At 33.4% G+C, this 24,242-nt stretch carries 20 protein-coding genes; 15 read left to right on the top strand and 5 right to left on the bottom strand.

Annotated features, from left to right (window positions below; all coding sequences use genetic code 11):
* Positions 1-37: 37 nt before the first annotated feature.
* From pfkA to FUA24_RS09835, 4 genes are all read left to right on the top strand, one after another.
* Positions 38-1,024: a 6-phosphofructokinase gene (gene pfkA, locus FUA24_RS09820; protein WP_148541837.1), complete on the top strand. Its 987-nt coding sequence runs from the start codon at positions 38-40 to the stop codon at positions 1,022-1,024.
* An 18-nt stretch (positions 1,025-1,042) separates the two neighbouring features.
* Entirely contained in the window at positions 1,043-2,044 is a 1,002-nt protein-coding gene (gene gap / locus FUA24_RS09825) for a type I glyceraldehyde-3-phosphate dehydrogenase (protein WP_148541839.1), read from the top strand.
* 70 nt (positions 2,045-2,114) lie between these two features.
* Positions 2,115-2,975 (top strand): N-acetylglucosamine kinase, encoded by an 861-nt coding sequence (locus FUA24_RS09830; RefSeq protein ID WP_148541841.1) that lies wholly within the window; start codon positions 2,115-2,117, stop codon positions 2,973-2,975.
* 6 nt (positions 2,976-2,981) lie between these two features.
* Positions 2,982-4,211 (top strand): ATP-binding cassette domain-containing protein, encoded by a 1,230-nt coding sequence (locus FUA24_RS09835; RefSeq protein ID WP_148541843.1) that lies wholly within the window; start codon positions 2,982-2,984, stop codon positions 4,209-4,211.
* Here the strand turns inward: FUA24_RS09835 and FUA24_RS09840 are convergent.
* Entirely contained in the window at positions 4,204-5,244 is a 1,041-nt protein-coding gene (locus FUA24_RS09840) for a GMP reductase (protein WP_148541845.1), read from the bottom strand. The two genes, FUA24_RS09835 and FUA24_RS09840, sit on opposite strands and share 8 nt — an antisense overlap.
* A gap of 130 nt (positions 5,245-5,374) precedes the next feature.
* Here FUA24_RS09840 and FUA24_RS09845 point away from each other — a divergent pair, with 130 nt between their 5' ends.
* Positions 5,375-6,796: a response regulator gene (locus tag FUA24_RS09845; RefSeq protein ID WP_148541847.1), complete on the top strand. Its 1,422-nt coding sequence runs from the start codon at positions 5,375-5,377 to the stop codon at positions 6,794-6,796.
* Here FUA24_RS09845 and FUA24_RS09850 read toward each other — a convergent pair.
* Together FUA24_RS09850 and FUA24_RS09855 are read right to left on the bottom strand one after the other, a co-directional pair.
* Entirely contained in the window at positions 6,789-7,169 is a 381-nt protein-coding gene (locus FUA24_RS09850) for a Rid family detoxifying hydrolase (protein ID WP_148541849.1), read from the bottom strand. The two genes, FUA24_RS09845 and FUA24_RS09850, sit on opposite strands and share 8 nt — an antisense overlap.
* Before the next feature lie 16 nt (positions 7,170-7,185).
* A complete protein-coding gene (locus tag FUA24_RS09855; protein WP_148541851.1) occupies positions 7,186-9,930 on the bottom strand; it encodes a putative LPS assembly protein LptD in 2,745 nt (914 codons plus the stop codon).
* Positions 9,931-10,081: 151 nt separating this feature from the next.
* On the opposite strand from FUA24_RS09855, the gene FUA24_RS09860 reads away from it, so the two are divergent.
* The 10 genes from FUA24_RS09860 to bshA all read left to right on the top strand — a co-directional run bounded on the left by FUA24_RS09860 (position 10,082) and on the right by bshA (position 21,668).
* The gene (locus FUA24_RS09860; protein ID WP_148541853.1) at positions 10,082-11,200 is read left to right on the top strand and encodes an N-acetylmuramoyl-L-alanine amidase family protein; all 1,119 of its coding nucleotides are present in this window, start codon (positions 10,082-10,084) and stop codon (positions 11,198-11,200) included.
* A gap of 121 nt (positions 11,201-11,321) precedes the next feature.
* Positions 11,322-12,254: an MlaD family protein gene (locus tag FUA24_RS09865; RefSeq protein WP_148541856.1), complete on the top strand. Its 933-nt coding sequence runs from the start codon at positions 11,322-11,324 to the stop codon at positions 12,252-12,254.
* A gap of 5 nt (positions 12,255-12,259) precedes the next feature.
* Positions 12,260-13,567, top strand: a complete 1,308-nt coding sequence (locus tag FUA24_RS09870; protein ID WP_148541858.1) for a (Fe-S)-binding protein — start codon at positions 12,260-12,262, stop codon at positions 13,565-13,567.
* Between the two features lie 12 nt (positions 13,568-13,579).
* Entirely contained in the window at positions 13,580-14,218 is a 639-nt protein-coding gene (locus FUA24_RS09875) for a hypothetical protein (protein ID WP_148541860.1), read from the top strand.
* Between the two features lie 11 nt (positions 14,219-14,229).
* The gene (locus FUA24_RS09880) at positions 14,230-15,009 is read left to right on the top strand and encodes a (Fe-S)-binding protein (protein WP_148541862.1); all 780 of its coding nucleotides are present in this window, start codon (positions 14,230-14,232) and stop codon (positions 15,007-15,009) included.
* 9 nt (positions 15,010-15,018) lie between these two features.
* Positions 15,019-15,702, top strand: coding sequence for a hypothetical protein (locus tag FUA24_RS09885; protein ID WP_148541863.1), 684 nt, complete (start codon positions 15,019-15,021; stop codon positions 15,700-15,702).
* A gap of 4 nt (positions 15,703-15,706) precedes the next feature.
* A complete protein-coding gene (locus FUA24_RS09890) occupies positions 15,707-16,192 on the top strand; it encodes an ABC transporter ATPase (protein WP_148541866.1) in 486 nt (161 codons plus the stop codon).
* Between the two features lie 73 nt (positions 16,193-16,265).
* On the top strand, positions 16,266-17,489 hold the full coding sequence (gene serB / locus FUA24_RS09895) for a phosphoserine phosphatase SerB (protein WP_148541868.1): 1,224 nt from the start codon (positions 16,266-16,268) through the stop codon (positions 17,487-17,489).
* 116 nt (positions 17,490-17,605) lie between these two features.
* The gene (locus FUA24_RS09900; protein WP_148541870.1) at positions 17,606-20,521 is read left to right on the top strand and encodes a glycoside hydrolase family 3 N-terminal domain-containing protein; all 2,916 of its coding nucleotides are present in this window, start codon (positions 17,606-17,608) and stop codon (positions 20,519-20,521) included.
* A 10-nt stretch (positions 20,522-20,531) separates the two neighbouring features.
* Positions 20,532-21,668: an N-acetyl-alpha-D-glucosaminyl L-malate synthase BshA gene (bshA, locus tag FUA24_RS09905; protein ID WP_148541872.1), complete on the top strand. Its 1,137-nt coding sequence runs from the start codon at positions 20,532-20,534 to the stop codon at positions 21,666-21,668.
* 4 nt (positions 21,669-21,672) lie between these two features.
* Here bshA and FUA24_RS09910 read toward each other — a convergent pair whose 3' ends face one another.
* The gene (locus FUA24_RS09910) at positions 21,673-23,808 is read right to left on the bottom strand and encodes a hypothetical protein (RefSeq protein WP_148541874.1); all 2,136 of its coding nucleotides are present in this window, start codon (positions 23,806-23,808) and stop codon (positions 21,673-21,675) included.
* Between the two features lie 13 nt (positions 23,809-23,821).
* Positions 23,822-24,241: a DUF1801 domain-containing protein gene (locus tag FUA24_RS09915; protein ID WP_148541876.1), complete on the bottom strand. Its 420-nt coding sequence runs from the start codon at positions 24,239-24,241 to the stop codon at positions 23,822-23,824.
* Position 24,242 lies beyond the last annotated feature (1 nt).

A 24,242-nucleotide genomic window follows, 5' to 3' on the forward strand; every position in this document is an offset into this window, starting at 1 on the left:
TATTTGTTTAGTAATTTTACGCAACAAAAATTAAGATATGTCAGATAGAATAAAAAAGGTAGCAGTTTTAACTTCAGGAGGTGATTCTCCAGGAATGAATGCAGCCATTCGTTCTGTTGTTAGAACATGTGCATATCATGAAGTAGAATGTATTGGTATTCATCAAGGATATCAAGGTATGATTGATGATGAATTTACACCTTTAGATGCACGTAGTGTTAAAGGGATAATTAATAAAGGAGGAACATTCTTAAAATCTGCACGCTCAAAAGAGTTTAGAACCAAAGAAGGAAGAGAAAAAGCGCATAATAACTTATTGAAACATGGCATTGATGCATTGGTTGTAATCGGTGGTGATGGATCATTCACAGGAGCTTTAGTTTTCAATCAAGAGTTCGGATTTCCTGTAATGGGAATACCTGGAACCATAGATAATGATATTTTTGGAACTACACATACTTTAGGTTTTGATACTGCACTAAACACAGTTGTTGATGCCATAGATAAAATTAGAGATACAGCAAGTTCACATAACAGATTGTTTTTTGTAGAGGTTATGGGACGAGATGTTGGTCATATTGCATTAAACTGTGGAATAGCTGGTGGAGCCGAAGAAATTTTAATTCCAGAGGAAGACTTAGGTTTAGATAGATTAGTAGAATCTTTGAATAAAAGTAGAAAATCTGGAAAATCTTCAAGTATAGTTGTAGTTGCAGAGGGAGATAAAATTGGTAAAAATATCTTTGAACTTAAAGATTATGTCGATCAGAATATGGAAGGTTATGACGTACGTGTATCTGTTTTAGGACACATGCAACGTGGTGGTGCTCCTTCATGTTTTGATAGAGTTTTAGCAAGTAGAATGGGAGTTAAAGCAGTAGAGTCTTTACTAGAAGGAGAAACCAATTATATGGTTGGGTTACTTAATAGTAAAATGGAGTTAACCCCTTTAGAAATGGCTATAAAAGGTAAAACAAAAATAAACTTAGAATTATTACGTGTCTCAGATATAATGAGCACTTAACACTAATTAAAATTAGATATGTCAAATTTAAAAATTGGAATTAACGGGTTTGGAAGAATAGGTAGAATTGCTTTTAGAGTAGCAGTTGCTAGACCAGACATTGAGATTGTTGGAATTAATGATTTGTTAGATGTTGAGCATTTAGCTTACTTATTAAAGTACGATTCTGTACACGGAAAATTTAACGGTACTGTAGAAGTTGCAAATGGTAACTTAGTAGTTAACGGTAACGAAATTAGAATTACTGCAGAGCGTAACCCAGAAGATTTAAAATGGGATGCTGTAGGAGCAGAAGTTGTTTTAGACTGTACAGGTATCTTTACAACTTTAGATAAAGCTCAAGCACACATTAAAGCAGGAGCTAAGAAGGTTGCTATTTCTGCACCATCTGCAGACGCTCCAATGTTTGTAATGGGAGTAAACCATGACAAGATTACTGCAGCAGATACTATTGTATCTAATGCTTCTTGTACTACAAACTGTTTAGCTCCTTTAGCTAAAGTAATTAATGATAAATTCGGAATTGTAGAAGGTTTAATGACTACAGTACATGCTACAACTGCAACTCAATTAACTGTTGACGGTCCTTCTAGAAAAGATTATAGAGGTGGTAGAAGTGCTATTGCTAATATCATTCCTTCATCTACTGGTGCTGCTAAAGCTGTAGGTAAAGTAATTCCTGAGTTAAACGGAAAATTAACTGGTATGGCATTTAGAGTACCTACTCCAGATGTATCTGTGGTTGATTTAACTGTAAGAACTGAAAAATCTGCTTCTTGGGAAGAAGTAAAAGCTGCTCTTAAAGATTCTGCTGATAATGAATTAAACGGAATTTTAGGATATACTGAAGAAGGTGTTGTTTCTCAAGATTTCGTTTCTGAGACGCAAACAAGTGTATTCGATGCAGGAGCAAGTATTGCTTTAAATGATAATTTCTTTAAACTAGTGTCTTGGTATGACAATGAGTTCGGTTATTCAACTAAACTTATTGACTTAGCGCAACACATTGGTTCTTTATAATATTTAAACAACTATGAAGCTCCGCAAACTCTACTAAGAAGAATTGCGGAGCTTTTTTATTCTTATACTTATGATTTTAATTGTTGATAGTGGTTCTACTAAATCAGATTGGTTAGCAGTAGATAAAGAAGGAAATAAATTAATGGATAAAGTACGTACCAAAGGACTTAATCCTGCTATTTTAAGCGAAAAGAAACTTCATAAGACAATTTTAAAAAGTAAAGAATTAAAAGAAAATAAAGAAAAAGTTACTCACGTGTTTTTCTACGGTGCAGGTTGCGGAACGGAAAATGCAAGAGAGCTTTTAACTTCTGTTTTAACAGATATATTTCCAAGTGCTCATGTAGAAGTAAATGAAGATACTTTGGCTGCAGTTTATGCAACAATTAACCATCCTAAGGAGGCGGCTGTTGTATGTATTATGGGTACTGGATCTAATTGTAGTTATTATGATGGGGAGGTATTACACCAACGTGTTAAATCGCTAGGTTATACGTTAATGGATGATGCTTCTGGTAACTACTATGGTAAACAATTGATTAAGGATTATTACTTTGACCATATGCCAGAAAATGTGAAAATTGCTTTTGGCGCAAAGTATAATATGGACGCAGATTTCATAAAATACAACTTATACAAGCAACCAAGCCCTAATGCTTATCTTGCAAATTTTGCAGAGTTTATGTTCTTACATAAAGATTCTGATTATACCATAAAGCTTATAAAAGATGGTATTAGAGAATTTGCTAAAAACATGATTTTTCAATACAAAGAAGAACTTAAAACAGTGCCAGTTCATTTTGCAGGTTCAATTGCCTTTTTTGCTCAAAAAGAGATTAAAGAAGTGGCTGACGAAATGGGCTTTACAGTTGGAAATTTTGAGCGTAGACCTATTGATGGTTTAGTACCATTCCATACAAAAGACTTATAGTCTATTATGCTTTTGCCTAAGCACAAAGCATATTATATATCTAATAAAGAGGATAAAAAGAAGCTCATAAAAAGTATAACTTCAGGTATATGGTTTGATGATTTAAACCATTTAAACGGAGCTATTTTTTCTGAATCCGCTCTTAATTTTTTCATAGAAGAAGAAATAAGGCATGAGCATTTTAACGTTCAAACATCTACAAAAAATAGTCTTAAAAATTCTTCTGAGGGAGAACGTAAACGGGCTCTATTAAATCATATTTTACAATCTAATCCAGATTATATTGTTTTAGAAAATGCATTTGATTGTTTAGATATTGAATCACTTTCTAAAATTGAAAGTACGCTTAATAAATTAAGTGAAACTACTATAATTATACAGATAGCAACTAGGAAACGAGACATTTTATCGTTTATAAATGATGTCTATATATTGGAAAATGGACAGCCAAAATTATGTAGCACTTCTTTAGAAATTGGTAAACCTACAGGTAAAAACTTCACTCAAGATTTACCACAGCCTTATGAAAGTGAATGGAAAACGTTTTCACCTCTAATAAAGCTTAATAATGTGTCTCTTAGTTATAGAGAAAGACCAATTTTAGATGCTATTTCTTGGGAAATAAAACCAGGGGAGTTCTGGCAACTTATAGGGCCTAATGGTTCTGGGAAGAGTACTATTTTGTCATTAATCTCTGGTGATAATCCAAAAGGTTATATGGTAGATATGACATTATTTGAAATGAAAAAAGGAAGTGGGGAAACCGTTTGGGATATCAAAAAGAATATTGGTTTTTATACTTCGGAAATGTTACGTGGTTTTAAAAGAAGGGACACTGTTGAAAGTATGATTATTTCTGGTTTTGTTGATTCTATTGGACTTTATAGTTTTCCAACCGATAGACAAATTAGTATTGCCCATAAATGGTTAGAGGTTTTAAACATGTTTGATATAAAAGATAAAAGCTTTCAGTTTTTGTCAAACGGACATAAACGGTTGGTGTTAATTGCTCGAGCTATGGTAAAACATCCACCATTACTAATTTTAGATGAACCCACAAACGGACTTGATGATGCAGATGCCAAATTATTTTCCGAGTTGGTAAACAAAATTGCTCAAGAAAGTAACACTGCCATAATCTACGTATCTCACAGAAAAGAGGAATATATTACTCCAGACTTTATTTATGAATTATTTCCGAGTGAAACGGGTTCAATCGGAAAACAAATTACTTAGAATACACCTGATTTTCTTGTTCAGCTACTCTTATGAATGTGGTTCTTTTGGTAAGCTCTTTTAAACGTCTAGCACCAACGTAAGTGCAAGTACTTCTTAAGCCGCCTAAGATATCTTGTAGAGTAGATTCAACAGCGCCTCTATAAGGCACCTCTACCGTTTTCCCTTCGCTGGCTCTATATTCAGCAACACCACCAACATGTTTTTCCATAGCGGTAGACGAACTCATACCATAAAACTGTCTAAAGGTTTTACCATCCTTTTCAATGGTTTGTCCACCACTTTCGTCATGTCCGGCTAGCATACCTCCAAGCATTACAAAATCTGCTCCAGCGCCAAAAGCTTTTGCTATATCACCAGGAATTGCGCAGCCACCATCGCTTATAATCTGCCCCCCTAAGCCGTGAGCCGCATCTGCACACTCTATAATTGCAGATAATTGTGGATATCCTACACCTGTTTTTACTCTTGTTGTACAAACAGAGCCTGGACCAATCCCTACCTTAACAATATCGGCGCCAGATAATAAAAGTTCCTCAACCATTTCTCCTGTAACGACATTCCCTGCAATAATTACCTTATCTGGGTATTGCATTCTTGTGTTTTTTACAAAATCGGCGAAGTATTCGGAATAGCCATTTGCAACATCAATACATATAAATTTTAATTGAGGATTAAACTTTAGTATTTCCTCTAATTTTTCGGAATCTTGTTGGCTAATCCCTGTACTAACTGCGATGTAGTCAAAATGAGCATCTTGAAGACCAGAAGTAAATATATTCCAATCTGCTAATGAATAATGTTTATGAATTGCAGTAAATAGTTTTTTATTGGCAAGAACTTTTGCCATCTCAAAAGTTCCAACAGTATCCATATTTGCAGCCATTATAGGAATTCCAGACCAAGTAGCTGCGCTGTGTAAAAACTTAAATTCTCTTTCTAAATTCACTTCAGATCTACTTTTTAGTGTAGACCGTTTTGGGCGTATCATAACATCTTTGAAACCCAATTTTATATCGTATTCTATTCTCATTTTTAATCGAATTAAGGACACTTAAAGGTACAATTTTTTATAGTGTATTTAAACGAATACTGCTTTAAATTCGTAACACATGTATAAAGAATTACTATCTTTATAAATACGTTTGTTAACACGTCTTTATATGAATGTATTCCTTAAGTATGTTAGAACCAATATCAAGAAGATTCTATCATTTCTAATATTTGTCTCTATACTTTTAATTTTATTTTTAGGCTACTCATTTATTGAAAATACATTTGCTATTAAAACCATAGCATTAACACTTTTTGTTTTGGCTATAGTACAAGTATTTGTACTACAGTACTTTTTAAAAAATCAATTAAAAAACGAAGTTACTAGAAGCACCTTGGCCAATAGGGCAAGCGAGTTAAAACAAGCCTATTTAGAAGCGGAAAAAATGGCAGATTACAAATCTGTGTACTTAGAAAATATGAGTTATGAAGTAAGAACGCCATTGAGTACTGTAATGGGGATGTTAAATATGCTTAAGCAAACAAATTTAGATTCTGATCAAAAAGCGCAGGTTGAGATAGCTGAGTATTCTTCAAAACACCTTTTACAGCTAATAGATATGGTAACTAACAATGCTGAAGTTGGTACTGGTGATTTGTCACTTAATGAAAGAGCTATTGATTTAAAGGTTGATTTAACTTATTTATTTAAAGTTTTTGAATATCAAGCATGGGAAAAAGGGTTAGAATTTGAATATAAGTTTCTGGCAGAGGAAAAAGAAAAATTTCAGGTAATTGGTGATTCTGAGCGGATTCAACAAATACTTATCAACTTAATAAACAACGCTATTAAGTTTACAAATTCTGGGAAAATTTCAATAATTGTAGATCAGACTGTTGGTATTGATAATTATCAAATCATAACCTTCTATATTAAGGATACAGGCGTTGGTATGAAACAGCATGAAGTTAATCGTATCTTCAACGATTCCAATAAAAAATCAAGCTTCATGATGCTGGATTATCGCGGAGGAGGAATTGGGCTTTCTATTTCGCATCAATTGGTAAAGGTAATGGGAGGTGAGTTAAAACTGGAAACTAAAGAAAATGAAGGATCTACCTTTTATTTTAGTTTACAGTTAAAGAAGACCTTAAACTTAAAAACTGAAGAGAAAACATTTAAACCCGTTTTAAAGGAAAAGTTTAATGTTTTGGTGGCGGAAGATAATAGGATGAATCAAAAGGTAATTAAATTTTTACTGGAAAGAGAAGGTGCAGATTGTACGTTTGTAAAGAACGGTTTAGAAGCTGTAGAATTATATAAAATTCTAGATTTTGATATGGTTTTTATGGATATTTATATGCCAGATATGGATGGTTATGAAGCCACTACCCAGATTCAGAAAACTCAAAAATATCTAAATGTAAAAACGCCGATTATAGGTGTTTCTGCGAGTGCCTTTAAAGAAGATATAACCAATGCCGAATTAGCTGGAATTAAAGAATTTTTATCTAAACCAATAGAAGTAGAAAAATTGAAACAAATTTTAATAAAATACTCGAAAGAAAATAGAGCTCCAGAGATTATTTAACAGCAATCATACTTATTTCAACATTAACATCTTTTGGTAATCGCGCCACTTGAACAGTTTCTCTGGCTGGAGCCGTAGCATCATTAAAGTAACTGCCGTAAACGTCGTTAATAGCCGAAAAATCATCCATGTTACTTATAAAAATGGAAGATTTAACCACATTTTCAAAAGTCATTTCAGCAGCTTCTAAAACGGCTCTCAAGTTATTCATCACCATATGGGTTTCCGTTTTAATATCATCTAGAACAAGTGCTTTCGTTTCAGGATTAATAGCTATTTGTCCCGAAATATATAAAGTGTTTCCGCTTAAAACAGCTTGGTTATAAGGGCCAAGTGGAGCAGGGGCTTTAGTTGTTGTGATTATCTGTTTCATAGATAAATGACTTAAATTATAATTGTTGGTCTGGTTGTCTTCTTTTCTCGTATTTAAGATCCTTTAAGATACTAGAAGAAATACCAATAAAGAAATTCCAAGATTTGTTTTGGCTAAAAGGAATCCAACTAAAGTTCATATTCCAACTTTCAAGATTTCTTTGAAACCTAAATTGGGTATAGGTAAAACCTTGGTTTTTTATATCATACCCCGATGAAGCACCAATTGACCAATTTTCAGTGAGATCTATGTCGCCAGAAAACATTAAGGAATGCGATGAGATTTCGCTTTGCCTTCGCGTATTAGCATAATTTACAGCATAGGCTATTCTAACATTCCAGGGTATTTTGTGGTTATAGAACTTAGAAGGTCCTTTATCCTCACCCTCATCTTTATCTTTATTCTGATTTTGATTTATCTGCTGATTACCAAAATCTAAATTTTCGGGAAGTACGCCGTTTGGATCGTCCGGATTTACATTGGCTCCGTCTTTATTCTTGTCTTTACCTTTGTTTTTATTAGATAAGGACCAGCTTGCCGTTAAGTTGGCACTTGTTAATCTAAAGAGACTACCGCCATTGTTAATGTTAAACTTGTTTATTTTATTATTGTTGTTATCAAGTGCATAAGGGTCTAAAGTAGCTCCAAAATTAATACTCATTTTATTTTCAAATAATTGCGTACTACCATTCATCCTTACAGGACTCCATTGTAAGGAATCCGCAGCAAAATTATAGGCAGAAGAAAAGTTCAAGCTGTTTAAAAGCTTTATTTTTTTGGGTTCTGTAGCTGTGCTATCCTTGTCTCTTATTTTAGCTTCAAAATTGTTGGCTAAAGAAATACCCATTGAACTAGAAAAACGTTGATTGGGTTGACCAAAAACGGTACCATCAAATCTAGAGTAATTTAAAGCGTTGGTACTTTGTAAAATCTCTAATTCTGCCGCTGTTTGTCCCTCTGCATTTATAACTTCCGCAGTTTCATAATATTTATCAAAAGCAGGGTTTATATTATAGCTAATGGAAGGTCTGATAACATGTCTTATGGCCTTTATCTTTCTGTTCTTACCATCGTCTTTTTCAAAGTTAAATAACCCATAAATTGTTGTACCAACACTGGTACTAAAGTTATACGTTCTGTAAGCATCAAATCCTTTGATAGTGTCTGTAGTTACCAATCTTCTTGCCTCATTGTCATAGACCTTTTTAAAGGTTTTAAAGGTCCAAACTTCATTAAAATTAGTACTGGCACTAACACTAAAATGCTTAAAAACTTTAAAGTTGGTACTAACGGGTATGGTGTGTTGGAAACCCGCTCTAGCTTCATCAAACATTTCCTTTTTAAAGAAAAACTCATCAGTAGTTTGTATTCTGTTTTCTCCTCTTACGTTATATTGAAGGTTTATATTTTGAACTATCCCCTTTTTAGAACCAGTTTTTGAAGCGAACGGATACATTCTGCCAATACTACCTTGAAAGGTCGGTAAAGTCATATTTATAGTGGCTTCTTCTGTATTGGTACTTTGCGAGTGCGTTGCCGATAAACTAAAGTTTACTTGAGGCTCACCTTGAAATGTCTTTGAATAGGAGATGGAAGATGATAAGGTATTGGTTAAAAAATTACTTCCTTGGTTTATTTGGTTTAAAGAGTTTCTAAAATAAGTACTACTTCCAACGTTTACAGATGCAGAAAAACGAGAGCTTGGACTGGCTTTAGAATCTTGACTATGCGACCACCTAAGGTTATAAATTGTATTTCGCGCATAATCAGGAAATCCACGTTCACTGGTAATTAAGTTTTCATATCTAAAAGCCATATTACCTCTATATCGATAGCGTTTGGAATAAGTACTCTCTAAACGTAATCCATAGCTTCCATTGGTGTAATAATCTCCCAAAACCGCTAAATCTACATAATCATTTATGGCGAAATAATACCCACCATTTTGTAAAAAGTAACCGCGATCATTTTGTTCACCAAAAGTAGGTATTAAGATACCAGAGGTATGTTTTTCACTTTGAGGAAAGAAACTAAAAGGTAACCAAATAGGCGTAGGCACATTGTAAATGTATATTCCGGCAGGACCAGTTACGATTTTCTTTCCAGGTACAATCTTCGCTCTTAAAAGTCTAATATAATAGTCCGGATCATCTAAGTTTTGCGACGTGGTGTACCTTCCTTCCTTAATAAAATAAACAGAATCGTTTTCTTTCTTGGTTAAACTAGCAATAACATTACCTTCACCTTGTTGCGTTATGGAATTGTATATAAGCGCTTTTTTACTATCGGTATTAAACAGAATAGAATCTGGTTCTACAACATTACTACCTTGGGTAAACACAGGTTTTTGTGTATAGCCTTCAATGGTATCTGTAATACCTCTAGCATAGACCGTGTTTGTGCTATAATCAATGGTAATGCTACCAGCGGTAATATTCATATCACCATAATCTATTTTAGCATTATTGTATAAATATAGTTTGTTCTTCTTGTGATTAAATTTAGTGTAGTCCGTGGCACTATATTTTACAATGTGTTCTAAAAGTTCTTTTGGCTTAACGGAGTCGGTTACAGTAGAATCTTTTGCTTGTTCCGATAATTCTTTATCAATTTTCTCTTTATCTAAATTGATAGTAACCGAATCTTTTACAACGGGTTCTATAGTTTTGCTTTTTTTGGGGAGGTCTTGACCAAAACTAAGTGTGTTGATAAACACTGTAAAACTTAGCGCAAAAAGTATTTTAAAGTTGTTTGTATGCAACGCTTTTAATGTATTTTTGTAAAAGAATGGCTCGGTTTTTGAAATGCCAAAATTACATATATTTTTTGTGTGATTGATTTAAAATTTAAAATAAAAATCATCTACCGAAAAATAGAGTAATAATCCAAGTTATTTATCCGTTAAAATATTTATGCAAACGTTCAGATTATCATTTTTCGTATTATTTATATCAGTATTAACATTTTCTTTTAATTCGGGTGCCTATGCCCAGTCGAAATCTGATGCATTTGTAATTATGATTGACCCTGGTCATGGTGGAAGAGATTCTGGTACCCCAGGAACAGGAAGATATAAGACTACAGAAAAAGATATTGCGCTAGATGTGTCTCTTGCTCTTGGAAAGATGATTAAACAAAAGTTGTCTAATGTTGAAGTCGTTTATACCAGAGAAAAGGATGTGTATCCCACCTTAAATGGAAGAGCCATTGTTGCCAACAAGAAAGATGTAGATTTATTTATTTCAATGCATTGTAATGCGCAACCCGGTAAAAAGGGAACAGCTTACGGGTCTGAAACATATGTTTTAGGAACCACAAAGAACAAACAGAATTTAGAAGTAGCTAAGCGTGAAAATAGCGTTATAGCCTTAGAAGAAGACAAAGAAGTATATAAGGACTTTAATCCTAATTCTGCTGCATTTATAAATGTACTAGAGTATACTCAAGAAGAATACTTAGATCATAGTACTAAATTGGCAAGGCTTATTGAAGACGAATTTCAAACTACGGCAAAAAGAAAAAGTAGAGGTGTAAAACAAAATATATTTTATGTACTCGCTTATACTTATATGCCTAGTGTTTTAGTAGAGCTTGGATTTTTAACGCATAAAAAGGAAGAAGACTTTTTAAATTCTAAAAAAGGCAAAGATTTAATGACTAAGTCTTTATTTAATGCCATCGAAAAGTACTTGAAATACCTTAATGTAAACACCGAAAGTGTTGTTTTTGTAAATGAAACACCAAAAACGGAAACAACACCATTAAATGCCATTGAGTTTAAAATACAAATTGCAGCAAGCTCTAAGGCTTTAGAGCCTAAGCCTTATAACTTTAAAGGTTTAGACAATGTATCTCGTATTAAAGAAGGAAAACTATATAAGTATTTTTATGGTAACACTAATAGTTATCAGGCAACTAAGCAATTGGAGCTGGAAGCAAGAGAAAAAGGATACACTTCAAGTTTTGTAGTTGCATTTAAAGATGGCAAGAAGATTTCTTTAGATACTGCTCTAAAAACATTACCCAATTAAATCACATTCTTTTAAATTTATTTTAAATTTGTTTTAAAATGTACTAATTTGAAACCATTCAAAAAAGTACATGTAGCACTCCACTAAAGGAGAAAATTGATAGAAACCTTAAATCTTATAGATGAAAATATCTAGGGAAGTAAAGACCGCCTTATTAGTAATAGCAGGAATTGTATTGTTAATCTTTGGCTTTAATTATTTAAAAGGCCAGAATTTGTTAAAGCCTTCTAACACGTACTATACAGAATTTGATTATAATGCCTTATCCACATCATCACCAGTTACTTTAAATGGTAACGAGATTGGTAAAGTTGTAGATATAAAGCTGGATTTTCAAACTAAAAAGACTATGGTTTATTTTAGTGTAGATCCTAAATTAGAATTCACAAAACAAAGTAAAGTTAGACTCTACGAAATGGGCGTTATGGATGGTAATGCAATTTCGCTTATTGAATCCAAAGAAGGTGATTTAGCTAAACCAGGAGATTTTATAGAATCTGAAGTTCAAAAAGGCCTACTTTCTAGTTTAAGCGAGAATTTTTCTGGGCTTAGTGACAATTTGGACCATACATTGATTTCTGCCGATACGTTATTGGTTAGCTTAAATAAATTCGTAAATGACGATGGTAGTAACGGACTTAAAACTACTATAAGTCAATTAAACAGAACATTAAAGTCTTTTGAAGCTACTTCAAACTCTCTTAATGGAATTATGTCTAATAATGATGAAAAAATAGCTTCAATACTCACAGAATTGCAGACTAGTAGCAAGAATTTAGCAGGAATGCTAACCAAACTAAATGAAGCTAATTTAGATGAAACTATAAAAAACTTAAATAGCACACTTTCTAATTTCAATAGAATTTTAGGGGATTTAGATAAAGGAAACGGCTCTATAGGTAAACTGTTAAAAGACGATAAGCTTTATAATAATCTAGAGGGAGCAACAGGTGAATTAGAGGCGCTTTTAAAAGATATTAAGCTACACCCGAAACGCTATTTTAGGATTCTTTCAAAAAAAGAAATACCTTATTCTGAAGAAGAAACTAACTAACTAATATGCAATATATTCCTAATGTAATTTTTGCGATTCTACTTATTGTGGCCATTGGTTACTTTGCAAAGAATGTAAAGAAATTAACCAGAAACATTAAGTTAGGACGTGATGTTGATGTAAGTGATAATAAATCAGAACGTTTTAAAAACATGATGCGTATTGCCTTTGGGCAATCCAAAATGGTAAGAAGACCAATAGCTGGTGCTTTACACGCTATTGTTTATGTAGGTTTCATTGTTATTAATATTGAAGTCTTAGAGATTATTATAGACGGGCTTTTTGGAACACATAGAGCATTTTCTGGTATTGGAAGTACTTATGGTGTTCTTATAGGCATTTTTGAAGTACTAGCTGTTTTAGTGTTTATTTCAGTAATTATATTCTGGATTAGAAGAAACGTCATTAAATTATCTAGATTTTGGAAAAGTGAAATGACCAGTTGGCCTAAGAATGACGGGAATTTTATACTTTATTTTGAAATGGTGCTAATGACGCTATTTCTGGTTATGAATGCAACAGATGTTACCTTCCAAAGTATGAATAATGGTAATGTTGTAAGTCAGTTTATAGCACCTTGGTTCAGTAACATGTCAGAGGGCGGACTTCATATGGTAGAAAGAGGAGCTTGGTGGTTACACATTATAGGTATTCTTATATTCCTGAACTATTTATATTTCTCTAAGCATTTACATATAATTTTAGCCTTTCCTAATACATATTATGGAAGTTTAAAGCCAAAAGGCGCGTTTAATAACTTAGAATCCGTTACTAATGAAGTAAAACTGATGATGGATCCTAATGCTGATCCATTTGCTGCTGCTCCAGAAGGAGAAGAAACTGAAGAACCTTCAAAATTCGGAGCAAGTGATGTGCAAGATTTAAGTTGGGTTCAACTACTTAGTGCCTACACATGTACAGAATGTGGTAGATGTACGTCTGCATGTCCTGCTAATTTAACTGGTAAAAAACTATCTCCTAGAAAAATTATGATGGATACCCGAGATCGCCTTGAAGAAGTTGGGAAAAACATTGATGCTAATGGAGGCGCGTTTAAGGATGATGGTAAGCAATTGTTAGGAGATTATATTACACACGAAGAACTATGGGCATGCACAACTTGTAATGCCTGCGTAGAAGAGTGTCCAGTAAGTATAAATCCCCTATCAATTATCCTAGAAATGAGACGCTATTTAGTGATGGAGCAAAGTGCAGCCCCTGTAGAGTTAAACAATATGATGACAAATATTGAAAACAACGGAGCACCTTGGCCTTATAATCAAATGGATAGATTAAACTGGAAAGACGAATAATAAAACAATACAATGAATAAAGTATATAGTATAGTATTATTTGCTTTTTTAGTTTTTAATATAGGAACTATTTCTGGGCAAAGTAGTGAAGTTAGGGATTTAGTTGAAAAGATGTTCAATGACGTTCAAAATAAGGATTTTGAATCTTTATTAGAAATTACCCACCCAAAGGTGTTTGAGATTGTACCTAAAGAGCAAATGCTTACATTAATAAAGAACATGTTTGAGGGGAATGATGAGTTTTCCATAGAATTACCCGAAAATAAACCTGAATATTTTATTTCCGAATTATTTCAAGGAAAAGAAAATAACTTAGAATATGCCTTTGTTAATTACGATATGAGTATTAAAATGACCTTTAATAATCAGGAATTTGATGAGGAAACAAAGAAAATGATGAAGCCAATGATGAAAGCTCAGGGTATGGAGATTGAGTTTCTATCAAAAAATGCCATGCAAGTATTAATGAAGGATAGATTAGTAATTATACTAAAAGAAGAGGCTACTAAAAATAAGTGGGTAATGGTAAATTATGATGCGGATTCTCCATTATTCTATCAAGTGATTTCATCAGATCTATTGGAAACTGCAAAGGAATACAAACAAAACCTGATGTTAGAAACAAAAAAGAGCGAAGAAAACTCTAATTAAAACCAATGAATATGACTGTAAAAACAATGGAGGAATTCATGGCAGAAGGCAAGCAACCTGAGGTTTTATTTTGGGTAGGTTCTGCAGGAAGCTATGACGATAGAGCAAAAAAAATAACAAAAGCTTTTGTTAAAATTTTAAATAAGGCAAACGTAGATTTTGCGGTTTTAGGTGCTGAAGAAAGTAATACAGGAGATGTTGCTAAGCGCGCAGGAAATGAGTTCTTGTTTCAAATGCAAGCTTTAATGAACATTGAAGTTTTAAATGCCTACGAGATTAAAAAGATAGTAACCTGTGACCCTCATTCGTACAATTGTTTAAAGAATGAATATCCTAGTTTGGGAGGAAATTATGAAGTTATTCACCATACACAATATATCCAAGATTTAATTAAATCCGGACGTTTAAAGGTTGAAGGCAATTTGTATAAAGGTAAACGTATTACATTTCATGATCCTTGTTACTTAGGAAGAGCAAATGGAGAGTTTGATGCGCCTAGGGAAGTGCTTAAAAGTACTAAGGCCGATTTAATTGAAATGAAAAGGCATAAACGAACTGCCTTGTGTTGCGGAGCTGGAGGAGCACAAATGTTTAAAGAACCTGAAAAGGGAGATAAAGATGTAAATATTTTAAGAACTGAAGATGCCTTAGAGACTAGCCCTAACATTATTGCAACAGGTTGTCCATATTGTAATACCATGATGACAGATGGTGTAAAAGCAAAAGAAAAGGAGTCTGAAATATCAGTCTTAGATATTGCTGAATTAATTGCAAATTCAGAGGAATTATAAATTTATTAAATGAAAAGAAATCTCGTTTTAAGTGTTTTATGTTTTATAGTTATCAACTATTCCTTTTCGCAAGATATAAGTAAAGCACAAGCCATAGATTTAATTGTAGCTGATGTTTGTAAAGAACTAGGAGAGAACAAAGAACTCTTTTCTAAGTCAAAAACACTGCAGAGTAGAAAGGTACAAGTAGGTTTAATACTTATGAAATCAGTAAGTAAAAGAAAAAAGGAATCTAAAGAGTTTGCTGCTTATCTAGATGACGTTGGTGTTAAAACAGTGGGCGAGGATGTAGGCATGAAATTGGCATTTGAATGCGGCGATTATTTAATGGAGGCCTTTTCTACTGAAGAAATAGTTGATTTGGCTGAAGATGATGAGATAGAAAAAGAAGATGAAACCAAAAAGGAGGAAATGCTGCCTCCACCACCTTTACCAAAAGATGAATCTGATTTAAATATGACGGTTTTACTCAAAAAGATTGAAACAGATCCAGTATCCTTTGTTTTGGCAAAAGATATAAGTGGTAAAACCATAACATTCTTAATTGTAAATCAGTTTTTAGGAAAAGAACATTTAGTTAAAAAGAATACAGGAAAGCAATTCAAAATATATTACGAAAACAAAAAGTTTTATGATATAAATGATGGTTATTCCAATAAAAAAGTAGTTAAGTTTGTTGAATTTGTAGAATAAGAAAATGCTAGTAGATTTTAACAGTTTACCAGAAGAATCTAGAGTTTGGATATACCAAGCCAATAGATCTTTTACAGAAGAAGAAATAAAAGAAATAGCTTCAAAATTAGATACGTTTATAGAAAATTGGACAGCTCATGGTAGTGATTTACATTCGGGTTATCAAATAAAATATAAACGATTTATTGTTCTTGGCTTAAATCAAAGCCTTAATGCGGCAACAGGATGTTCTATAGATGCCTCAGTTCGTTTTATACAGGAACTAGAAAAAGACTACAGCGTAGATTTAATGGACAAAATGAATGTATCCTATAAACAAGGCGAGTTTATAGCTTACAAATCATTATCAGATTTTAAGCAAATGGCAAAAGATAACGCTGTTTCTAAAAAAACAATTGTTTTTAATAATCTTGTAGCCAATAAAGCTGAATATTTAGAAAACTGGGAGGTGCCTGCTAGTGAAAGTTGGCATAGTAGATTCCTTAAATAATTAAGTACTTTTCTCTTTTATTTTTCAAATAGATTACCCATTTTTACTGCTTTCAAAGTGAATACAATTTATTATGGGTAAGGAAATCTTTTTGCTAAATATTTCAGGACAAGATAAACCAGGTTTAACATCTGCACTAACCTCTGTTTTAGCAGAGTATGATGCTAAAGTTCTTGATATTGGTCAAGCTAACATTCATGATACGTTGTCCTTAGGGATGATGTTTGAAGTTAAGTCTAAAAAGAAATCCGCGGCAGTTCTTAAGGATTTATTGTTTAAAGCTTATGAGCTAGGTATTACCTGCAAATTCACGCCAATTTCTTTAGATGATTATGAAGACTGGGTTAGTCAACAAGGTAAAAACAGATATATCGTAACCATTTTAGGGGAAAAATTAAAAGCAGAACAAATATCTGAAGTAACTAAAGTTGTTTCTGAGAAAAATCTAAATATTGATGCTATTAAGCGTTTAACAGGTAGGTTATCGCTAGTTAAAGAAGAGGAATATCCTAGAGCTTCAATTCAATTATCTATTAGAGGTCGCATAGAGGATAAAACTGAAATGACGGCTAAATTCATGCAAATATCTCAAGATTTGGATGTAGATATTGCATTCCAAGAAGACAATATTTTTAGAAGAAATAGGCGTTTGGTGTGTTTTGATATGGATTCTACCCTTATTCAAACAGAAGTTATTGATGAGTTAGCTGAATTAGCCGGTGTGGGAGATCAGGTAAAGGCCATTACAGAATCTGCAATGCAGGGAGAAATAGATTTCAATGAAAGCTTTAAAAAGCGTATGAAGCTATTAGAAGGCTTAAGTGAAGAAGTGCTTCAAAATGTAGCAATTAATTTACCAATAACTAAAGGCGCAAGAAGGCTAATTGATACTCTTAAAAATTACGGGTTCAAAACTGCAATTTTATCTGGGGGGTTTACCTACTTCGGACACTATTTACAGAAAGAACTAGGAATAGATTACGTTTATGCCAACCAATTAGAGATTAAAGATGGCGCATTAACAGGAAACTATTTAGGTGAAATTGTGAATGGAGAGAAAAAAGCACAATATCTAAAAGAAATAGCGGAAAAAGAAGGTATAGATATTAGCCAGACTATTGCAGTAGGAGATGGAGCTAATGATTTACCTATGCTTAATTTAGCAGGCTTAGGAATTGCATTCCATGCAAAACCCAAGGTTAAAGATAACGCGCAAAGCTCAATTTCTAGTATTGGCTTAGATGGTGTTCTATACCTCTTAGGGTACCACGATAGGCACATAGACCTTATCGAGTAGTTAATTTCTTCTTTATAAAACTATCTTAAAGTCTTTTTATCTTGTAGCTAAAAGTAGTATTTTGGCATGATTATTAGTGTTTTTAATTAATACTAATTTGCTCAAATACAATACTTATGCGTCAAATCTCAATTGCAATACTTTTTTTATTCATTTTCAATGCATTACAAGGACAAAGTGTTCCCAATCCATTGTTGTCTAAAGATGTTGCTGCTCAACAAAAATGGGTTGATAGTGTATATGCTTCACTTAGTTTAAAACAAAAGGTTGCCCAGTTGTACATGGTACAAGTAATGTCTAACCAAGATTTGGCGACTAAAAACAAAATAGTTAAGCAAATTAAAGATTTTGGAATAGGAGGCATTATCTACTCTAATGGAGACCCCGTAAGTCAGGCAAAATTAAACAATGAGCTACAGTCAATTTCTAATGTGCCTTTGCTTATTGGTATGGATGCAGAATGGGGATTAAGCATGCGTTTAAAATCTACATACGCATTTCCTTGGAACATGACTTTAGGTGCTATAGATGATAATGACCTCATTGAAAAAACAGGTAAGCATATTGGAGAACATTGTAGAAGGTTAGGAGTACATTTTAATTTTGCGCCGGTAGTAGATATTAATACAAACCCTCTAAATCCGATTATAGGAAATCGTTCTTTTGGAGAAAGCAGAGATAACGTTACAGAAAAGGCCTTAGCCTTTATGAAGGGTATGCAAAGCGCTGGTGTGCTTGCAAACGCAAAACATTTTCCAGGCCATGGAGATACAGATCAAGATTCTCATAAAACGCTACCTACTATTAGCTTTGATGAAAAGCGAATTGACTCCGTAGAATTATATCCATATAGAAGATTAATTAAGGAAGGACTTTCTAGTGCTATGGTTGCGCATTTAAATGTACCTAGTTTAGAATCTAACGGTTATCCTTCGTCCTTGTCTAAAACAATAGTTACCGATATTTTAAAGAAAAGATTAGGGTTCGAAGGGCTTATTTTTACTGATGCCTTAACTATGAAAGGTGCTGCAGATTTTGATGAAACAGGAGATATTGATTTAGCTGCCTTTAAAGCAGGAAACGATGTAATGTTAATGTCTGAAGATGTAGAAATCGGTATTTTGAAGATTGTAAGAGCTTATAACAATGGCGAGTTTACAGAAGAACGTTTAGAGCATTCTGTTAAAAAAGTACTTCAGGCCAAATACAAGGTAGGTTTAGATAATTATACGCCTATTCCGTTAGAAAATTTAGAAAAAGAGCTTAATAGGCCAAAAGACGATATTCTTTATGAAGAGTTAATGGAAAATGCCATTACTGTGGTTAAGAATCAAGCAAGTTTATTACCTCTAAAACATTTAGAAACAAAGAAAATCGCTTATGTTCATATGGGAGATGCTAGTGGCAGTAGTTTTCTTAGTGAGCTAAAAAAGTATACTAAAGTACATGAGGTTAAAAGTAAAAAGCTAGATGAACTCATTGGTAAATTGCAAGTGTATAATACAGTCATTATTGGCTTGCATAGATCAAATGAAAATCCATGGAAATCTCATAAGTTTACAAATGAAGAATTGGTTTGGCTTCAAGAAATAGCAAGACATCATAATGTTATTCTTGATGTTTTTGTAAAACCCTATGCGCTTTCAGATATAAAATCTATTGATAACATTGAAAGCATTGTGGTTAGTTATCAAAACAGTAAAATTGCTCAGGAGAAATCAGCTCAGATAATTTTTGGAGCCATAAAAGCTCAGGGCCATTTACCTGTCTCAGCAGGAGACTTTTTTAAAGTAGGAGAGGGGATTACATATGACGGGATTAAACGTTTAGGATATACTGCTCCAGAACGTGTTGGGATGAGTTCAAAAAAATTAAAGAAAGTGGACTCTATTGCACAACTGGCGGTAGATTCTATGATGACTCCAGGGATTCAATTATTAATTGCACGTAAAGGGCAGGTTGTCTATAACAAGAACTTTGGAAAGCATACGTATAAAGGTAAAAACAAAGTATCTTTTGACGATATATATGACGTAGCCTCATTAACAAAAATTCTTGCAACCTTACCCTTATTAATGGAGCTTGAAGAACAGAACATAGTATCGCTTAACTCTAAACTTTCTGAAATTTTACCAGATTACGAAGGTTCTAATAAAGAAGACATTACTATAAAAAATATGTTGTCGCATTATGCTAGATTAAGACCATGGGAACCGTTTTACTATCATACTTTAGATTCGGTTACCAAGCAACCTAGTGAAAAATATTATAGACGGACAAAAAGTAAAAACTTCAACATAGAAGTTACTAAAAATCTGTATTTAAGATCTGACTATCAGGACTCTATTCAAAATATAGTAAAAGAATCTGAATTGTTAGATAGGTTAAGATACAGGTATAGTGACTTTCCATATTACATTTTAAAGAAATTTATAGAAACGCATTACGACAAAAGACTAGACAATTTAGTACAAGAACATTTTTATCAGTCTTTGGGAGCCAACAACACCTTATATAATCCATATTATAGGATTAGTAATAAAAAAATTGTACCAACTGAAATTGATGACTATTACAGACATCAAAAAGTACATGGTTTTGTGCATGATATGGGCGCAGCAATGCAAGATGGTGTAGGCGGACATGCGGGTGTTTTTAGTAACGCTAATGATGTTGCTAAAATTATGCAAATGTTCCTACAGAAGGGATATTACGGAGGTAAACGTTATTTGAAACCAGAAACTGTAGACAAGTTTAACACGTGTTATTTTTGCGAAAAACAGAATAGACGAGGTGTTGGATTTGATAAACCACAATTAGACGAAGAAGGACCAACATGCGGTTGTGTTTCTATGACAAGTTTTGGGCATTCTGGTTTTACAGGAACCTATGCGTGGGCAGATCCAGAAGAAGAAATAGTTTATGTGTTTCTAGCAAATAGAACATATCCAAAAGCAGGAAAAAATCTTCTGTTAAGAGAAAATATTAGAACCGAAATACAACGCTTTATCTATGAAGCGATCGAAGAATAAAACTAAAAGAATGAATATAGGCATTGTCTGTTACCCTACATTTGGGGGAAGTGGTGTTGTAGCAACAGAACTAGGTTTAGAACTTTCCAAAAGAGGTCATGAAATACATTTTATTACTTACAATCAACCTGTAAGGTTAGAACTTATTAGTAACAATGTACATTATCATGAAGTTAACGTGCCAGAATATCCATTGTTTCATTACCAACCCTACGAATTAGCCCTATCTAGTAAGCTAGTAGATATGGTAAAACTTCATAATATTGAAATTTTACATGTGCATTACGCTATTCCACATGCTTATGCAGCATATATGGCAAAGAAAATGCTAAAGGAAGAAGGTATTCATGTACCTATAGTGACTACGCTTCATGGAACGGATATAACCCTAGTTGGAAGTCATCCTTTTTATAAACCCGCCGTAACTTTTAGTATTAATAAATCTGATGCGGTTACAGCAGTGTCTCAAAGTTTAAAGGATGATACCTTAAGATTGTTTGATATTAAGAATGAAATAAATGTAGTGCCTAATTTTATCGATTTAGATAAGTATAATCATGGTTTTACAGATTGTGCACGACATATGATGGCTAAGGATGATGAACGAATCATTACACATATTAGTAATCTTAGACCTGTAAAACGCGCGCAAGATGTTATCAAGGTTTTTTATAATATTCAAAAGGAAATTCCAGCTAAATTAATGTTTGTTGGTGAAGGACCAGAGAAGGAAAACATTGAAAACATGTGTACTGAACTAGGAATTCTTGATAAGGTGATTTTCTTCGGAAGAAGTAACGAAATAGATAAAATACTTTGCTTTAGCGATTTGTTCTTATTACCATCTAGGACTGAAAGTTTCGGGCTTGCAGCTTTAGAAGCTATGGCTTCTAGAGTTCCCGTGATTTCTAGTAATACTGGTGGTATACCAGAAGTAAATGTTAACGGATACTCTGGTTTTTTAAGTGATGTAGGTGATATTGATGACATGACTAAAAATGCACTTTACATCTTAAGGGATAATGATACGCTTAATACGTTTAAGGAGAATGCTAGAAATGAAGCTTTGAAGTTCGACTTACATGAAATAGTGCCAAAATATGAAGCTATTTATGCAGACACGCTTACTAAATGCTTAGTGCTGTAGTACATTAATCAAGGCTTTCTGCAATCTTAACGTCGTTTTCTACCTGCTTTAGAATCTCGTAGACATCAAAATTACCTGTTCTAGCAAGCATTTGAGGTTTGTAGTTTTTATGCTGTATTTCAGAATAGAGTTTCCAGTAAGTAACACAATCCTTTAAAAGCTGAATAGCCTCCGTTTTATACTGTTCCTTTTTTGTTTTAGTAAATAGCGCTAATTCTGTTGCTGCATTAATTTTAGAAGCGTAATAATGCCCTAAATAGGCCATAGATTCAAGATCTTCAAGCAGGATACTTAATTCTACAGAATTATCATCATTTTTCAGTTTTTCTACCTCTTTAAGTGTTTCTGAAGCGTTTAATTTAATGGTTTTTGCCATTTGGTATGGCGAAATTTTAGTGGATTCTGGGTTTTCAGAATATTCCAAAGGACTTAAAATATTACTACCTTTAAGGGTAGGATTAGTTATAAAACGATTAATATCATGAAATCCATTTCTAGCATCTATACAGGCTTCAACAGACCACTGATAATCCCAATTATTCCAATGAAATTTATTTACCTCTGGGATAATCTTTGAGGCTTCTTTCCATACCTTGTATAGCTTAGACCCATTAGTTTCAGGAAAACGCTGTGTTATTTTTTTAGTAAAGAAATTAGAATCAAGCTTGTTATTGTAAGCTAAACGTCCCCACATCATAAACCTATACCAATGCTTGTTAACTTCCATTTCATTGGCTAATTCTGGTGTTTTACTATTAAATACACGTCCCCAAAAATAACCATCGGAGCCCATATAGAAGCCTGCTGTATGTTCTTTCTCAAAATGATTTATAAAGTCACGAACATAATCTGGATTTCCCCACCTATGAACAAAGATATCATCGTTCCTCAAGTTCCACCACGATTTAAGCCCATATGTCTTCATACTATGAATATGATTTTTGGCAAAATTTGGTGTAGGCGTAGCATATAATCGCGCTTTCGCATATTTATAACTAGCCTCAAAAGAATCTGGGTACTCCGTCCAATACTTAAATATTTTATCCATATTAGTATTCCATACACGGTGTATGAAATCTACTTTTCTTTCAGGCATTTCTTTTTTAGCCTCCAGAATCCCTAAACCATAAGTTTCCCAAATCCATTGCTCTCTAGTGTAAACACCAGAATCATCCATCATGTGTTCGCCTGCTGTAACACCAATACCTTTTACATGCGGATACGTCTTTAAAAAGGTAGCAACAGCATTTCGGTAATAGGCCACATTAACGGGATTATCCATTTGATTGTTAATACCGTGTTTACCTGGTTTTTCATTCCACAAAGGTTGCCCATAGGTTCTATAGAAAGGTTCTACTGGAGCTGCAGCCCCGTTAGCGCATAAATTCCAATTAAAGAAATAGATGTCAATCCCTCTATTATGGGCATATTGCATTACTTTTTGCCAAAAGGCAATTTTTTGGTCAATATCAATTTTCTTAATCACCTTTAAATTTTCTACAACATTTCTTGAAACCATTTGCGGTTCTGCCCATTCATTTTCTTTACCCGTTGGTTTTAAAGTTGTAATGCATACATCATGTAATGCAACATCAGGAAACTCCTCTTGTTTAATCATAGAAGGAAACGGATGTGGATTCCAAAGCGTAAGTACATTATAGCGATTTATTGCCATGTGATCCAGATGAGACTTCCAGAAATTCCAATCCCATACATGAGCAATGTTTTGTTGAGCAGCATCTCCAGTGTCATCGTATCCAGGAGTTCTTGCGTCTAACGGTATATTCATTTTTAAACCGCGCTTCAAAATGTATGGTGTATGTGTAGTGTTTTCCACACTTTGGTTAAGCTGAAGTTGTTCGGCAACTTCAAGACCACCATACATAAGTCCTAAATCATCAGCAGCAGAAATTGTTATCTTCTTATCTTCAGCTTCAATGTAGTATGCTTGTGGCGCATGTGCTCCTTTTTCTAGTTTAAAGCTTATGGTCTTATATTCTGAAGCCTTAGAAAGGCTTTCTTCAATTTTTAATACAGCAAAAGAGACTTTTGGATTGCGCTCATCATAAGTAATTGTAAACGTGTTATTGGAACACGAATTAAGAATGAAAATAAGTGCAAATACTAATAGAAACCGCATCTGTAATAATGTTTTAGATACCTAAAGTTGGTAAGTGTTTTACTTTGTGATAGGTTAGGGCAGCTTTTATACACGACTTTAAAATATCGGTAGGTACATCATTCTCTAACTTAATTACAACAGCTCTATTACCTTCAAAATCTAGCATGTTTTTATAAACCAGTCTAAACGTAGAGACAAGTTTGCTAGTACATTGAAAATACATTGCATATTGGTTAGGTTTTTTAGATTTCCAATCTATGCGTAAGGTGCTACCATGTTTTGTTACATAGCTAGGTTCACCCCATTTTAGTGTCTCTTCAAGAGAAGTTATAAGCTCAGATTCCTTTGCAGTTTCAATAATTAAGTCTCTAAGACTATTCAATTTTACTTGAACATTATCTGGATAATTCTTAAAAATATCTAGAACTCTAGGATCTTGCTTAAAGGTCATT

This window comes from Seonamhaeicola marinus, from assembly GCF_008085455.1.